Annotated in this window: 11 protein-coding genes and 1 pseudogene; 8 read left to right on the forward strand and 4 right to left on the reverse strand. The window is 71.4% G+C overall.

Translation table 11 applies throughout. The features are described 5' to 3' along the window. Positions 1-4 precede the first annotated feature (4 nt). Positions 5-1,642, forward strand: coding sequence for an AllF/FdrA family protein (locus tag QI554_RS01100; protein ID WP_281464750.1), 1,638 nt, complete (start codon positions 5-7; stop codon positions 1,640-1,642). Beyond that, positions 1,639-3,051, forward strand: coding sequence for a YlbE family protein (locus QI554_RS01105; RefSeq protein ID WP_281464752.1), 1,413 nt, complete (start codon positions 1,639-1,641; stop codon positions 3,049-3,051). The genes QI554_RS01100 and QI554_RS01105 overlap by 4 nt, the downstream gene beginning before the upstream one ends. Positions 3,052-3,132: 81 nt before the next feature. On the opposite strand, the gene QI554_RS01110 is transcribed toward QI554_RS01105, so the two are convergent. Beyond that, positions 3,133-4,194, reverse strand: coding sequence for an XdhC family protein (locus QI554_RS01110; protein ID WP_281464753.1), 1,062 nt, complete (start codon positions 4,192-4,194; stop codon positions 3,133-3,135). A gap of 487 nt (positions 4,195-4,681) precedes the next feature. Between QI554_RS01110 and QI554_RS01115 the strand changes: the two genes are divergently transcribed. From QI554_RS01115 to QI554_RS01135, 5 genes are read left to right on the forward strand one after another with little or no spacing between them, the layout of a single operon-like run. Further along, on the forward strand, positions 4,682-6,100 hold the full coding sequence (locus tag QI554_RS01115) for an ABC transporter substrate-binding protein (protein WP_281464755.1): 1,419 nt from the start codon (positions 4,682-4,684) through the stop codon (positions 6,098-6,100). Further along, on the forward strand, positions 6,085-7,047 hold the full coding sequence (locus QI554_RS01120; protein ID WP_281464757.1) for an ABC transporter permease: 963 nt from the start codon (positions 6,085-6,087) through the stop codon (positions 7,045-7,047). The genes QI554_RS01115 and QI554_RS01120 overlap by 16 nt, the downstream gene beginning before the upstream one ends. After that, the gene (locus tag QI554_RS01125) at positions 7,037-7,867 is read left to right on the forward strand and encodes an ABC transporter permease (RefSeq protein WP_281464759.1); all 831 of its coding nucleotides are present in this window, start codon (positions 7,037-7,039) and stop codon (positions 7,865-7,867) included. Before QI554_RS01120 ends, QI554_RS01125 begins: the two co-directional genes overlap by 11 nt. Beyond that, complete coding sequence (locus QI554_RS01130) at positions 7,864-8,934, forward strand: ABC transporter ATP-binding protein (RefSeq protein WP_281464762.1); 1,071 nt, start codon at positions 7,864-7,866, stop codon at positions 8,932-8,934. The genes QI554_RS01125 and QI554_RS01130 overlap by 4 nt, the downstream gene beginning before the upstream one ends. After that, positions 8,931-9,929, forward strand: a complete 999-nt coding sequence (locus tag QI554_RS01135) for an ABC transporter ATP-binding protein (RefSeq protein WP_281464764.1) — start codon at positions 8,931-8,933, stop codon at positions 9,927-9,929. Before QI554_RS01130 ends, QI554_RS01135 begins: the two co-directional genes overlap by 4 nt. A 117-nt stretch (positions 9,930-10,046) precedes the next feature. On the opposite strand, the pseudogene QI554_RS01140 reads toward QI554_RS01135, so the two are convergent. Then, positions 10,047-11,288, reverse strand: a pseudogene (locus QI554_RS01140) (DegT/DnrJ/EryC1/StrS family aminotransferase); the annotation flags it as partial. 37 nt (positions 11,289-11,325) lie between these two features. Then, complete coding sequence (locus tag QI554_RS01145; protein ID WP_281464766.1) at positions 11,326-11,898, reverse strand: hypothetical protein; 573 nt, start codon at positions 11,896-11,898, stop codon at positions 11,326-11,328. Between the two features lie 222 nt (positions 11,899-12,120). Here QI554_RS01145 and QI554_RS01150 point away from each other — a divergent pair, with 222 nt between their 5' ends. After that, complete coding sequence (locus QI554_RS01150; RefSeq protein ID WP_281464769.1) at positions 12,121-13,059, forward strand: aldo/keto reductase; 939 nt, start codon at positions 12,121-12,123, stop codon at positions 13,057-13,059. Positions 13,060-13,122: 63 nt separating this feature from the next. Here the strand turns inward: QI554_RS01150 and QI554_RS01155 are convergent, their stop codons facing one another. Beyond that, the gene (locus QI554_RS01155; protein ID WP_281464771.1) at positions 13,123-14,547 is read right to left on the reverse strand and encodes a purine-cytosine permease family protein; all 1,425 of its coding nucleotides are present in this window, start codon (positions 14,545-14,547) and stop codon (positions 13,123-13,125) included. Positions 14,548-14,614: the final 67 nt, after the last annotated feature.

Here is a 14,614-nt window from a genome sequence, read left to right on the forward strand (position 1 = left end):
CCCTGTGAGCAGCAGCGTGCTCGAAGTCCGGCGCGGTGCCTACCGCGACTCGGTGAGCCTCATGCAGGTGAGCCGCGCGGTGTCCGCGGTGGACGGCGTCGGCCAGGCACTGGTGGCCATGGCCACGGAACTGAACCTCGACCTCCTCGAAGGGCTCGGATTCGAACGGCCCTCAGCCGCGGGCCCCAACGACATGCTCGTCGCGGTCCACGCGGAAGACGACGACGCGCTGCGCCGCGGACTCGCCCGGCTCGAGGAGGCCCTCAACGCACCCGCGGCGGCCGGCGGGGACATCGCGTCGGGCACCCCGCCACGGACGGTGCGCACCGCCGCGGCCGCCTCGGACGCCACGCTCGCGCTGGTCTCCGTCCCCGGGCCGAACGCGTTCGCGGAAGCCGTCGACGCGCTGGACAGCGGACTCCATGTCATGGTCTTCAGCGACAACGTGCCCCTCGCGGAGGAGATACGCCTCAAAGACCTCGGCGCCGAGCGCGGCCTGCTCGTGATGGGCCCGGACTGCGGCACCGCGGTCGTCGGCGGCGTGGGACTCGGGTTCGCCAACACGGTACGGCCGGGCCCCGTCGGCATCGTCGCCGCGTCCGGCACCGGCTCGCAGGAGTTCATGTGCCTCCTGCACGCCGCCGGTTCAGGCATCAGCCACTGCCTCGGCGTCGGCGGGCGCGACCTGTCCGAGGCGGTCGGCGGCCGCTCGACCCGGCAGGCCCTCGCCGTGCTGGACGCCGACCCCGCGACCGAGCTGATCGTCGTCGTGTCCAAGCCCCCCGCGCCCGCCGTGGCCGCCGAGATCGCTCGGTACGCGGCAACACTGTCCACACCCGTGCAGCTCGCGCTCCTCGGCGCGGGCCGCGACGACCTGACCGCGGCCGCCGCCAAGGCACTTGCCGCGCTCGGCGTCGAACACGGCGGATGGCCGTCGTGGCGTCCCGCGCAAGCGCACCCCGCCCGACCGGGGGCGCTGCGCGGCCTGTTCTGCGGCGGCACGCTGTGCGACGAGGCCATGGTGATCGCGTCCGCGACGCTGGGCCCGATCGCGTCCAACATCCCGCTGGAACCCGCCTGGGCGCTGCCGCCCGGACTGCGCGCGCCCGGGCACCTGATGATCGACTTCGGCGACGACACGCTCACCGCCGGACGGCCGCACCCGATGATCGACCCGGGTCTGCGGCTCGCCCGGCTCGCCGACGAACTGGCCGACCCGGAGACCGGGGTGGTGCTGCTCGACGTCGTCATCGGCCCCGGGGCGCACGACGACCCGGCCACCGGAATCGCCGACGTCCTGCGCGCGGCGGGGCCCGACCGGCCGCACGTCGTGGTGTCGCTGTGCGGCACCGACGAGGACGCGCAGGGCCTGGACGCGCAGGCGCGCACGCTCACGGCGGCCGGCGCCGAGGTGTACCTGTCCAACGCTGAGGCGGCCCGGCGCGCGGTGTCGCTGGTCGGCGGATCCGGACCGGAACCCCGTACGGAACCGCGTACCGAACCGCGTACCGAAGACGGCACTGATCACGGCATCGAAAACGGCACCGAACACGGCACCGAACACGGCGCCGAACACGTCATCGAACACGGCACCGCAGACCGCGACGACCGCGCCGCCGGCACCGAAGGGACCCACGCGTGACCGACCACCGGGGCGTACCGCTCCTCACCGCCCGCCCGTCCGTCGTCACCGTCGGGGCGGACCTGTTCACGCGCTCGCTCGCCGACCAGGCCGTTTCGGTCACGCCGGTCGACTGGCGGCCCCCGATGCCCGGCACCGCCGACCACCTGGCCCGCGTCCTCGCCGATCCGCGGCGGGACGAGGCCAACCGCCGCGCGGTCGGGCGGGTGCTCGCGTCCACGCCGCACCTCGTCGACGTGCGCCCGGCGTCCGAGGCGCTCGGGCTGGAACCCGGCCAGTTCCGGCACGCGGGGCCGCCGATCGACTGGGCCCGTGCGTCGGGGCCGATGCGCGGCGCGCTCATCGGCGCGATGCTGTTCGAGGGCCTGGCCGACACGCCGGAGGAGGCCGAGGCCCACCTCGCGGCGGGCCGCGCCGACCTCGACCCGTGCCACCACCACCGCGCCGTCGGACCGATGGCGGGCGTCGTCAGCCCGTCGATGTGGATGTTCGAGCTCGAGGACACCACGCACGGCACGCGCGCTTGGTGCTCGCTCAACGAGGGCCTCGGCAAGGTCCTGCGCTACGGTGCCTACGGGCCCGAGGTCGTCGACCGGCTGCGCTGGATGTCCGCCGTGCTCGGCCCGCTGCTGCGGGACGCCGTGCGCGCCCACGGGCCCGTCGACATCCGGGCGATCATCGCGCAGATGCTCCAGATGGGCGACGAGGGGCACAACCGCAACCGCGCCGGAACCCTGATGTTCCTGCGCGAGATCCTCCCCGAACTGGTCGCCGCGCAGGCGCCGTCCTCCGACGTCGCCGACGCCGTGCGCTTCGTGGCGGGCAACGACCACTTCTTCCTCAACCTCGACATGCCGGCCTGCAAGCTCGCCATGGACGCCGGACGCGACGAGCCGGGATCCACGCTCGTCGTCGCGATGGCGCGCAACGGCACCGACTTCGGCATCCAGGTCTCCGGCACCGGGGACCGCTGGTACACCGGGCCCGCGCAGGTGCCGGACGGCCTGTACCTCGGCGCGTACGGACCCGACGACGCCAACCCGGACATCGGCGACTCGGCGATCACGGAGACCGCGGGCATCGGCGGCTTCGCCATGGCCGCCGCCCCCGCGATCGTGAAGTTCGTCGGCGGCGAGGTGGCGGACGCGCTCGACGCGACGCGGCGGATGTACGAGATCACGCTCGCGGAGAACCCGGCCTACCAGGTGCCGGTGCTGGACTTCCGCGGGACGCCGACGGGCATCGACGTGGCCAAGGTCGTCCGGACGGGGATCCTTCCGCAGATCAACACCGGCATCGCCGGGAAGGTCGCGGGCACCGGCCAGGTGGGGGCGGGCCTGGTGACGCCGCCCGCGTCGTGCTTCACCGAGGCGGTCGCGGCCCTGGCGGAGGCGGCACCGCCCGTGTGACGGTCATCGACTGAACGTCGAGGCGGGGCCCGCGACTTCGTGTCGCTGGCCCCGCCTCGGCGTCCTGCTGTGTCCTTGTGATCAGCCGACCGGTACGGGCTCCGGGTGGATGCGGCCCTCGGCGTGCGCGAGATGCCCGCCGGTGCCGCCGCGCGTGACCTTGACGACCTCGGCGAGCACCGCGATCGCCGTCTCGCGCGGCGAACGGGCACCCAGCGCGAGACCGATCGGCGAGTGCAGGCGCGCGAGTTCCTCCTCGGCCACGCCCGCTTCGCGCAGGCGTGCCGTCCGGTCGTCGTGTGCCCGGCGGCTGCCCATCGCTCCGACGTACGCCACCGGCATGCGCAAGGCCCTTTCCAGCAAAGGGACATCGAACTTCGGGTCGTGGGTCAGCACGCATATCGCCGTACGCTCGTCGACCCGGGTGCGGGCCAAGTACCGGTCGGGCCAGTCCACGACGAGTTCGTCCACGCGCGGAAAGCGCTCCGGCGTGGCGAACGCTGCACGCGCGTCGCACACCGTCACGTGAAACCCGGTGAACACCGCGGCTTCGGCGACCGCCGAGGCGTAGTCGTTCGAGCCGAACACCAGCAGGCGCGGACGCGGCAGATGGACATGGACGAACACGGTGTCGTCGTCCGGCCCTTCCATGATTCCGCTGGCGCCCGCCGCCAACATGCGGTCGGCGCACGCCGCGAGCGCTCCGGGGCCGCCCGACAGCGCGCGGCGTCCGACGCGTTCGCCGTCGCGTGCGGCGACGACCGTGGCGACGGCGACCGGGCGGCCGTCGTCGAGCGCGGCGAGCAGCTCGGCGAACTCCGGGTAGCAGTGGGCGTCGACGGGTTCCACCAAGACCTCCAGCGTGCCGCCGCAGGTCAATCCGGCCATCAACGCGTCCTCGTCGCTCACGCCGTACGCGGCCGACTGCGGCCGGCCCGTGGCGATCACCTCCCCGGCCAGTTCGTACACCGCGCCCTCGACGCAGCCGCCCGAGACGCTGCCCAGCGCGACGCCGTCGGCCGAGACGGCCATGACTGCGCCCACCTCCCGAGGCGCGCTCCGCAGCGTCGACGTGACCGTGGCAAGGGCGAAGGTCCGCCCGCCCCGGTACCAGGAGTCGAGTTCACCGCTCAGCTCACGCACCCGTCACCAGCCTCTCCCCGCCCTACCGGCGGTACCGACCTTGGCGCCGCCCCGAGGACGGCGCGACAAGTACATGCGCTGGGCCGTGCGGCCGCGTCGGCAAGATCTGCCAAGCGGCGCGCTCTCACGTCGTTCTCTTTATCGCATTCGTTGAATTCCTTGAATTCAACGAATGCACGCAATCGCTCCAAGGAAAGGCGAGTTGCGGGCGAGTTACTTTCATGTCACGTCATTGACGGCAGTCAAGAGAACGCAATAACCTCCAGCCGAACGGGGGGAATTCGACGAAAGTGCCGCTTTGCCACGCCTGCTTGCGAGGTTCGAAATGCGCCGTCATCCCGTGTCAGGAATTCAACGTCGTGCCCTTCCGGCTGCCGCCGCAGTGACCGCGGCCGCCGTACTCGCGGCCTGCGGAGGCGGTACCGGATCAGGGGGCGCGGGGCGCCCCAGCGGAGACCCGCAACGCGGGGGGACGATCCAGGTCGGGATGCCCTTCGACGTACAGACGCTCGACCCCATAGCACCGAACTTCGCCAGCTCGATGGACTACACGGCCGCCCGCGGCGTCATGGACCCGCTGTTCGACGTCGACGCCCAGGGCGCCCTGGTGCCCCAACTCGCGCTCGGCGCCGTCGCGAGCGACGGGAACAGAACCTTCACGGTCCAGCTGCGCGACGGGGTGAAGTTCTCCGACGGGACGGACTTCGACGCGGCGGCCGTGATCGCGCACTATCAGGAGATCAAGGACAAGAAGACCTGCCTGGGCTGCGCCCCGCGGCTGGTGGGGCTGGTGTCCGCGATCACCGCGAAGGACCCGCACACCGTGGTGTTCGCTCTCAGCGCGCCGTGGGCGGAGTTCCCCGAGGTCGGACTGACCGGCATCGCGGGGCTCATCCCGTCCCCGACCGCGAAGAAGGCGGCCGGCGACGCGTTCGGCCGCAACCCGGTCGGCACCGGGGCGTTCAAGCTCGCCGAGATCGCGCCCGGCGACCACGTCACGCTGGTGCGCAACGAGACGTCGTGGCTGGCCGACCGCACGTACCCGGACAAGGTCGTGCTCAAGGTCATGCTGGACACGCAGACGGCCGTGCAGTCCGTGCAGGCCGGGACGATCGACGTCATGGTGTCGTCGCAGCCCAACCAGGCGCAGCAGGCGAAGTCCGCCGGACTCCAGGTGCAGCTCAACCGCGGGCTGGCCCCGGACGGCATCATCATGAACCTCAACCGCCCGGGCCTGGACGACGTGCGCGTGCGCCGGGCGCTGAGCATGGCCATCGACCGCCAGGCGATCAACAAGGTGGCCTACAACGGCGACACCCAGCCGACCACGGCCTTCCTCGCCGAGGACGACCCCGAGCAGCAGGGCATCGGCGTGCCGGGCTACGACCCGGACAAGGCACGGCAGTTGCTGGCGGAGTACGGCAAGCCGGTGCGGCTCGAGCTCAACACGCTCCAGGGCTCCAACTACATCGCGGCCACGCAGCTGATCCAGCAGCAGTGGAAGGCCGTCGGGGTCGAGACGACGATCAAGGTCAACACCGCGGTCGGCATCATGCAGGACGTCCTCCAGCGCAACTACGACACGAGCTTCTCTCCGGCGTTCATGGCCACGACCACGGTCGACGCCCTCGAGGTGGCGTTCTCCTCGACCGGTCGCCTCAACCTCGGCGGCTACGTCAACAAGCAGAACGACGAGCTGTTCGGACAGTTGGGCGCCGCGACCGACAGCGCCGCCGCGCTCCCGATCGCGCGGCAGATCCTCACCAACGTGTCCAACGACGTGCCGAGCATCCCCGTCGTCCGCAAGACCGGCATGTTCGCCGCCTCCGCCAAGGTCCACCTGCCCGCCCCCGACGGCTACCGCGTCGACGCGTTCACGCTCACCGACCTGTGGCTGACCCGGTGACCGCGCGCTACCTCCTCACCCGCGTGGGCCAGGCGCTGCTCGTGCTGGCCTGCGTGGCGGTCACGACGTTCGCGCTCGGCCGCGTCCTGCCCGGCGACCTGGCCACCGCGGTCCTCGGCCAGTCGGCGACGCCCGAGCAGATCGCCGAGTTCCACCACAAGACCGGCGCCGACCGGCCGGCCGTCGAGCAGTTCTGGAGCTGGTTCACCGGCGTCCTGCACGGCGACTTCGGCACGTCGGCCCTCACCGGGCAGCGGGTCTCCGACGCGTTGGCCGACCGCGCGGCGCCGTCGCTGCTGCTGGTCCTGCTCGCCGAGGCGTTCGCGCTGGCGGTCGCCGTGCCGCTGGCCGTCTGGGCGGCGTACCGGCAGGGGAGGGCCGCCGACAAGGCGGCCAACGGCGCCTCGTTCCTGCTCCTGGCCACCCCGCAGTTCGCCGTCGCCGTCCTGCTCATCTACGTCTTCGCGGTACGGCTCGGCACCCTCCCCGCGACCGGCTACGTGCCGCTCGACGAGGACCCGGCCCAGACCTTCCGCACACTCCTCCTGCCGGCGGTCACCCTCGCGCTCGGCCTGGCCGCCGTCTACTACCGCGTACTGCGTGCCGGAGTCCTCGACACGCTGCGCCAGGACTACGTCCTCGCCGCCCGCGCGCAGGGATTGACCCCTCGTCAGGTGCTGGTCTCGCACACGCTGCGCCCGTCCCTGTTGCCGCTCGTCACCCTGGTCGGCCTGAACTTCGGCTTCCTGATCGGCGGCGCGGTCATCGTCGAGCAGCTGTTCGCCCTGCCCGGGCTGGGCACGTACGCCCTCGGCGCGGTGCAGACCAGGGACTTCGCCGTCCTGCAAGGCACCGTACTGCTCATCGCCGGTGTGTACGTACTCGTCAACCTCGCCGTGGACCTCCTCTACGGCGTGCTCGACCCGAGGATCCGCCATGCCCGCTGAACGACGCCCCGGCCTCGGCCGCGGGGCGTGGCCGCCGCTCGTGTTCCTCGGCGTCCTGTGCACCGCCGCGCTGCTCGCCCCCGTACTCCCGTTGGCCGACCCGACGCACAGCGACACCGACGCGCTGGCCGCCGGAATCAGCGCCAAGCACTGGCTCGGCACCGACGCGCTCGGCCGCGACACACTGTCCCGCATCGTGCACGGTGCCCGCGTGAGCCTCGTCGTGGGCGTCGGGGCGACCGCGATCGGAGCGGTTGCGGGGACACTGCTGGGCATGGCGGCGGGCGTCGTGCGCGGCTGGGTGTCCGCCGTCATCATGCGGCTGACCGACGTGCTGCTCGCGTTCCCCGCGATGATCTTCGCGCTGGCGGTCATCGGCGCGGTGGGCCCGTCGACGGCGTCCGTCACCGTCGTCATCGGACTGCTGTTCATCCCGGGCTTCGTGCGTATCGTGCGGGCCCCCGTACTCAGCCTCTCGCAAAGGGAGTTCGTGCTCGCATGCCGGGCGATGGGCATGTCGACGCCGCGTCTGATGGCGCGTGAGATCCTGCCCAACATCCTGACCGGCGTGCTCACGTACGCGGTCACGATGTTCGGCGTCGGGGTCATGGTCGAAGGCGGCCTCGGATTCCTCGGCGTCAGCGTGCCGCCGCCCGAGCCCACTTGGGGCGGCATGATCGCGGAAGGCCGCCAGGTCCTCGCCCAACACCCCATGGTCACCCTGACCCCCACCCTCGTCCTGGTGCTGGTCGTCGTGTGCGCGAACGTCGTCGGCGACCGCCTCTCCGCCAGGCTCGACACGCGCGGAGCGATGCTGTGAACCACGACGCGCCTTCGCCCTCGGCGGCCGAACCCCTGCTGAACCTGCGCGGGTACACCGTCCATCTGAACTCCCCGCGCGGGACCGTGCGCGCGGTCGACGGCGTCGACGTGGCCGTGGCCCGCGGGCGCACGCTCGCCGTCGTCGGCGAGTCCGGCTCCGGCAAGAGCGTGCTGTGCCGCAGCCTGCTCGGCCTGCTCCCGGACGCCGCCGTCGCCCTGCGCGCCGGCACCGCCCACTTCGACGGCGTCGACCTGACCGCGCTCGGCGAACGCGAACTGCGCGACGTCCGCGGCCGGCGCGTCGGCATGGTGTTCCAGGACCCGATGACCGCGCTCAACCCGGTGCTGCCCGTCTGGCGGCAGATCGCCCTGCCCCTCAAACGCCACCTCGGCCTGCGCGGCAGAGCGGCCAAGGCCCGCGCGGTCGAACTCCTCGACTCCGTAGGCATCCCGGACCCTGCACGGCGGGCCGACCAGTACCCGTTGCAACTCTCCGGCGGCATGCGGCAGCGCGTGATGATCGCCCTCGCACTGAGCTGCGATCCGGAACTCCTCATCGCGGACGAGCCGACCACCGCACTCGACGTCACCGTCCAGGCCCAGATCCTGCGCCTGCTCGACCGGCTGCGCGCCGAACGGGACATGGCCGTCATCCTCATCAGCCACGACCTGGGCGTGGTTGCCGACCACTCCGACGACGTCATGGTGATGTACGCGGGACGCCAGGCCGAACTCGGGCCCACCGCCTCCGTGTTGGCGGCTCCCCGCATGCCGTACACGCGCGCGTTGCTCGACGCGGCACCCACCCTGCACGGACCCCGCGGCCAGCACCTCGCCGCGATCGGCGGCCAGCCCCCGGACATGAGCCGCCTCCTGTCCGGGTGCGCCTTCGCCGACCGCTGCCCCCGCGTCCAGGACCGCTGCCGTACCGAAGTCCCGGCCATGACCCGCCCGCCGGGCAGCGCCCACGAAGCCGCCTGCTGGAACCCGGTCCCGCCGCCGCGCCCCGGCGGCGGCACCGTGACCGGCATTTCGGCGGCGCGTCGAGAATCGAGCCGCACATGACCACCGCCGATCTCCCCGTATCCGCCCCTCCCGGCACCGGCGCCGTCGGCCGACCGCTCCTGGAAGTACGCGGCCTGCGCGTGCGCTACCGCTCCGGCGGCCGACCCTTCGAAGCGGTCGCGGGCCTCGACCTGACCCTCCACCAAGGCGAAACCCTCGGCCTGGTGGGGGAGTCGGGCTGCGGCAAGTCCAGCGTGGCCCGCGCGGTCGCCCGACTCGAACCCGACGTCTCGGGCGCCATCGTGTTCGACGGCCAGGACGTGGCCCGCACCGGCGGCCGCGCCCTCAAGGCCTACCGCCGCCGCGTAGGGATGGTCTTCCAGGACCCGATCGCCTCACTCAACCCGCGTCGCACGGTCCGCGACATCATCGCCACGCCCCTGGAACTGGCCGGTGGCCACGACTCCACAGCCATCGCAGCCCGGGTCGGCGAACTGGCGGACCTGGTCGGCCTCCACCCCTCCCTCCTCGACCGCCACCCGCACGAGATGTCCGGCGGCCAATGCCAACGCGTCAGCATCGCCCGCGCCCTCGCGTGCGTCCCCGACCTACTCCTCTGCGACGAGGTCGTCTCCGCCCTCGACGTCTCCATCCAGGCCCAGGTCGTCAACCTCCTCATGGACATCCGCGAACAGCAGCGCCTGGCCATGCTGTTCATCTCCCACGACCTCGCCGTGGTCCGCCAACTCTCCGACCGCGTGGCCGTCATGTACCTGGGCACCCTGTGCGAAGACGCCCCCGTCGACGAGCTCTTCGCCCGCCCGGCCCACCCCTACACCCGCGCGCTACTGGCCTCGGTCCCCGGCAACCCCACCCCCGACACCGCCCTCCTCACCGGCGACCTCCCCTCCCCCCTGACCCCACCCTCAGGGTGCCGCTTCCGCACCCGCTGCCCCCTGGCCCGCGACACCTGCGCCGAAATCCCCCCCACCCCAAAACAAATCCGCCCAGACCACCACGTCGCCTGCCACTTCCCGATAGACGCCACCCCCTGACAGCGGCCCCGTCGCCCCCCGGCCCCACGACCCAGGGGGCGACACGGGCGTCGTTCCCGCATATGACGCCGTCGGTGGGGTGGCGCCGTACGCAGGCCACCCCACCCACGGCGTCGGTCAGGCCTGCTGAGCGATGAAGGCGTCGATCTGCTCGCCGACGTGGTCGATGGTCTCGTCGGTGAGGCCGTGGTTGCAGGAGATGAGCATGCCGTAGCGCATGACGTGGTCGGCGTTGGGCAGTCCGGCGTCGGGCTGGCGGAAGCCGGCGTTCTTCATGAACGGTTGGCGGGCGGCGTTGCCGGTCCAGACGACGCGGGTGTCGATGCCCCGGGCTTCGAGGTACTGCTGGAGGTCGCTGCGGCCGAAGCCGGCGTCCGGCTTGATGAGGAAGCAGTACGACAGCCACGCCGTGGTGAGCCCGTCCGTCTGGCGCGGCGGGGTGAAGTGGCCGGGGTGGCGCTCGAGGATCTCGGTGAAGCGGGCGAAGTTGTGCCGGCGGCGCTCGTAGTTGCGGGGGAGCTTCTTGACCTGCTGGACGCCGAACGCGGCGCACAGCTCGGTGGGAAGGAAGTTCCAGCCGGCCTCGTCGAAGATGAACATGTTGTCGTAGCTGATGCCGTCGAGGTCGGTCCAGAAGTCCCGTGAGCCGGCCTTGGATCCGAACAGCTGCGTCTCGGAGCGGCGGCCCCAGCCGCGCAACGTGAGGCAGCGGTCGCGCAGTTGGTCGTCGTCGAGCATGACCATGCCGCCGGTGCCGGCCGCGGTGATGATGTGGGACAGCGAGAAGCTGGTCACCGAGATGTCGGAGCGGGTCCCGGTCGGGGTGCCGCGCAGCGTGGCGCCGACGGCGTCGCAGGAGTCCTCGATGACCTTGAGGCCGCGGCGGTCGGCGATCTCGCGGATCGCGTCCCAGTCCGGCGCGTTGCCGGCCAGGTTGGGGACGAGGATCGCCCGGGTCCGGTCGCCGATCATCTCCTCGATCTTCGTCACGTCGATCTGGAACGTGTCGGGTTCGACGTCCACGAACACCGGTACCAGCCCGGCACGCAGCAGGCTGGACAGGTCGGTCGAGAACGTGAGCGGCGAGGTGATCACCTCGGATCCGGCGGGCAGGTCGAGCAGTTCGACCGCGAGGAACAGCGCCGCGGAGCCGGAGCTGACCATCACGCCGTGGCGCTTGCCGAACAGGTCGGCGACCCTGCGCTCCATCTCGGCGACGTTCGGGCCTATGCGCAGGCCGTTCTGACCTTCCGTCAGCACGGAGACGACCGCGTCGATCTCGTCCTGGTCGTACACGGCGGTCGCGTAGACGGCGCGCTTCTGCTCGCTCATGGGTGTCGTCCTTCTCTGAGGGGGTGGTACGGCGGGGGTGTCGAGGCCGTCGGGCGGCCCGGTGTCAGGCGTCCTTCGGCAGGTGCCACTGGAGTTCGATGTGCTGGCCGAGGGCGACCAGGCCGCAGGCGACGACGTCGGTGCGGACGAAGGCCTGGACCATCGTGTCCGTGGCGGCGTCCGGGTCGCCGGGCCGGAACACTCCGGCGACCCCGATGCGTCCGGCCAGCTCGGGGTCGTCGCGGCCCGCCGCCTCGACGCGTTCCAGCACCGCGTCGAGGGCCTGCTCGCTCGGCAGGCGCAGGCCGAAGTGGTACGAGTGCTGCGGATGCGCGCGCATGTCGGCGGCCCAGGCCGACCGGGTCTCGGCCAGCGGCCCCTCCCCGGTGGCGGCGCGGTCGAGCTGCCGCTCGAACTCCCACTGCTCGGGGCTGACTTCCGACGCGTACAGCACGTTCGTCACGTAGTCCGTGACCTCGGGGTCGACGAACGCGGTGAAGAAGTGCCCGCCGCGATCCAGGACCCGGCAGCCGAGCAGCTCGAACACCCTTTTGGCAAGCTCCCGTTCGCCGGGGCGGTGGAGCAACTCGGCGTGCGTGATGCGCCGCGCCGCGGGGTTGTCATGGGGACCAGTCATCACCGGCTCCTCGGCGGGGAGAGATCGGCAGCGGCACGGGGCGGTGTGCCGTTCCCACAGATCTGACTCCTTGTCAGATCAAGCTTCATTATGGCTATCATAGCCATGATGAAACCCGCAATGACGGTCTGACCGCCCCGTCCGCCTCCGAAGCGTGTGCAAGTGATTACGCGGTGTCCGGTCTCCGCTCTGCGGCGTGTCAGTCACCACCAAAGGAGCACAGTGCACATCTCCTCTGTCGGCGCCTCCGGCTTGAAGGTCTCGGCCCTCGGGCTCGGGTGCAACAACTTCGGCATGAAGATCGATCAGGAGGCCGCGGCCGGGGTGGTGGACGCCGCCCTGGAGGCGGGCGTCACGCTGTTCGACACCGCGGACATCTACGCCAAGGGGCGCTCCGAGGAGATCCTCGGCGCGGTCCTCGGCGCCCGCCGCGACGACGTCGTCATCGCGACCAAGTTCGGCGGGTCGATGTCGCCGGGGCCGTACGGGGCGGGGTCCTCGCGCCGGTACATCGTGCGCGCGTGCGAGGCGAGCCTCCGCCGCCTCGGGACGGACTACGTCGACCTCTACTACCAGCACTACCCCGACCCGGACACGCCCGTCGAGGAGACCCTGCGGGCGCTGGACGACCTGGTCCGGGCAGGCAAGGTGCGCTACGCCGCGGCCTCGAACCTGACGGGGTGGCAGCTGGCCGACGCCGCCCACACCGCACGCGCCGCGGGCACCGTCGGATTCGCCGCGGTGCAGGTCGAGTGGAACCTGCTCTCGCGTGACGTCGAACGCGAACTCGTGCCCGCCGCCGAGCACTTCGGCGTCGGCGTTGTGCCGTACTTCCCGCTCGCCTCCGGGCTGCTGACCGGCAAGTACCGCCAGGACACCGCCTTCCCCGACGGATCACGGCTCGCCGAACTGCCCTACTTCGCCTCGGTCGCCACCGACGCGAACTTCGCCGCCGTCGAGCGCCTCCGCGTGCTCGCGGACAGGACCGGCCGCACGATGGCCGGCCTGGCGCTCTCCTGGCTCGCCGCGCAGCCGTCGGTCCCGTCCGTCCTCGTCGGCGCCACCTCGCCCGCGCAGATCACCGCCAACGCCGCCGCTCTGGAGGAATTGCCCCACGAACTCCTGGCCGACATCACCGCCGCGGTGGAGGGGGCGCTGTGACCGACACGCCGGCGGGCCGGCCGTCAAGACCGACGGCCGGCCCACGGGTCCAAATCCGGGTGATCAGTGACGCGTCGGGGTGAGCAGCCCCTCCTCCTCGACCATGCGGCGCTCGGTGGCCAGGTCGAGGCTGCGTGCGAACAGGAGGTAGGCGGCGCCGGCCACGGGCAGGCCCACGAAGATCGAGTAGTCGACGCCGTCGAGGGCGTTCACCGCGAACCCTCGGTAGGTGTCGCTGATCACCATGAACGGCGCCATGCAGGCCAGGCCGATGACGTAGGCGAGGTTGCCGCGCCAGCCCCAACGGCCGTAGATGCCGTCCGGGTTGAAGATCTCCTTGACCACGTACAGGCCGCGCCGGACGAAGAAGTAGTCGACGAGGTTGATCGCCGTCCAGGGGATGAACAGGTAGGTCAGGATGACCACCACGTTGGCGAAGAACCAGTTGAAGTCGTCTATCCCGACGAGCGTGGATATGGCGCCGACCAGCACCAGCATGATCAGGATCGTGGCGATGCGGATGACGCGGGTCGGTGAGACCGGCCGCACCGAGTCGACGATCGAGATCATGGTGAGGCTGCCGCCGTACTGGTTGATCGCCATGATGGACAGCAGTCCGACCAGCAGAACGAAGACCGCGACGTCCCCGAAACCGTCGAACAGGCGGTCGGCGGACAGCTGCAGCGCGGTCACCGGGTCGGTCCCGTCGGGCGCGCCGGCCGAGACCACGGCGCCGAGCACGAACACCCAGATGCCCGAGATCGCGCTCGGCAGGTACGTCCACCAGAAGGTGCTGCGGACCGGCACGTCCGGCTTGAGGTAGCGCGAGTAGTCCGAGACGTACGGTGCCCAGCCCAGCTGGAAGCCCGCGATGAACACGAACACCAGCATGAACGGGGCGGGTTCGAACGGTCCGGGCGTCCAGACCCCGTCCGGCAGCCCGCCGCTGAACAGCGCCGTGCCGGTGATGACCGCGATGACCACGACGAACGGCCAGGTGAGCCACTGGTTCACGCGGTGGATCCAGGCGTAGCCGTACACCGCGAGCACGGTGGCCGCCGCGGCGGCGATCAGGTAGCCGAGCTCGTTGGGCACGCCGGTCAGGGTGTTCATCGCCTGGCCGGACAGCAGCGCGTCCGAGGTGTTGAACGACACGTAGTTGACCAAGGCGAACACCCACACCGTGAGCGCCGCCCCCACGTAGCCGAACTGCGGCCGTGACTGCACGAGCTGGGGGAGGCCCAGCTGCGGGCCCTGGGCCGAGTGGAAGGCCATGAAGAACGTGCCGAACAGCGAGCCCAGCACGGTGGCGACGACCGTCCAGACCAGCGACGTGCCCATCGACAGCGTCACGACACCGGTGGCCAGACCGGTGAGGTTGAGGCTGCCGACGAACCAGATGGCGCCGACGCTGGAGGGCTTCCCGTGGCGTTCCGACAGGGGGACCCAGTCGATCGAGTGCCGCTCGATCCCCCCGGACGATGCCACTTGGCGGGCGGACCCTTGCTCGTTTGAGACGACAGCCCCCATGGGCCCTCCTATGTCAGCGTGCGCC

Source organism: Yinghuangia seranimata (assembly GCF_029953285.1).
GTDB lineage: Bacteria > Actinomycetota > Actinomycetes > Streptomycetales > Streptomycetaceae > Yinghuangia > Yinghuangia seranimata.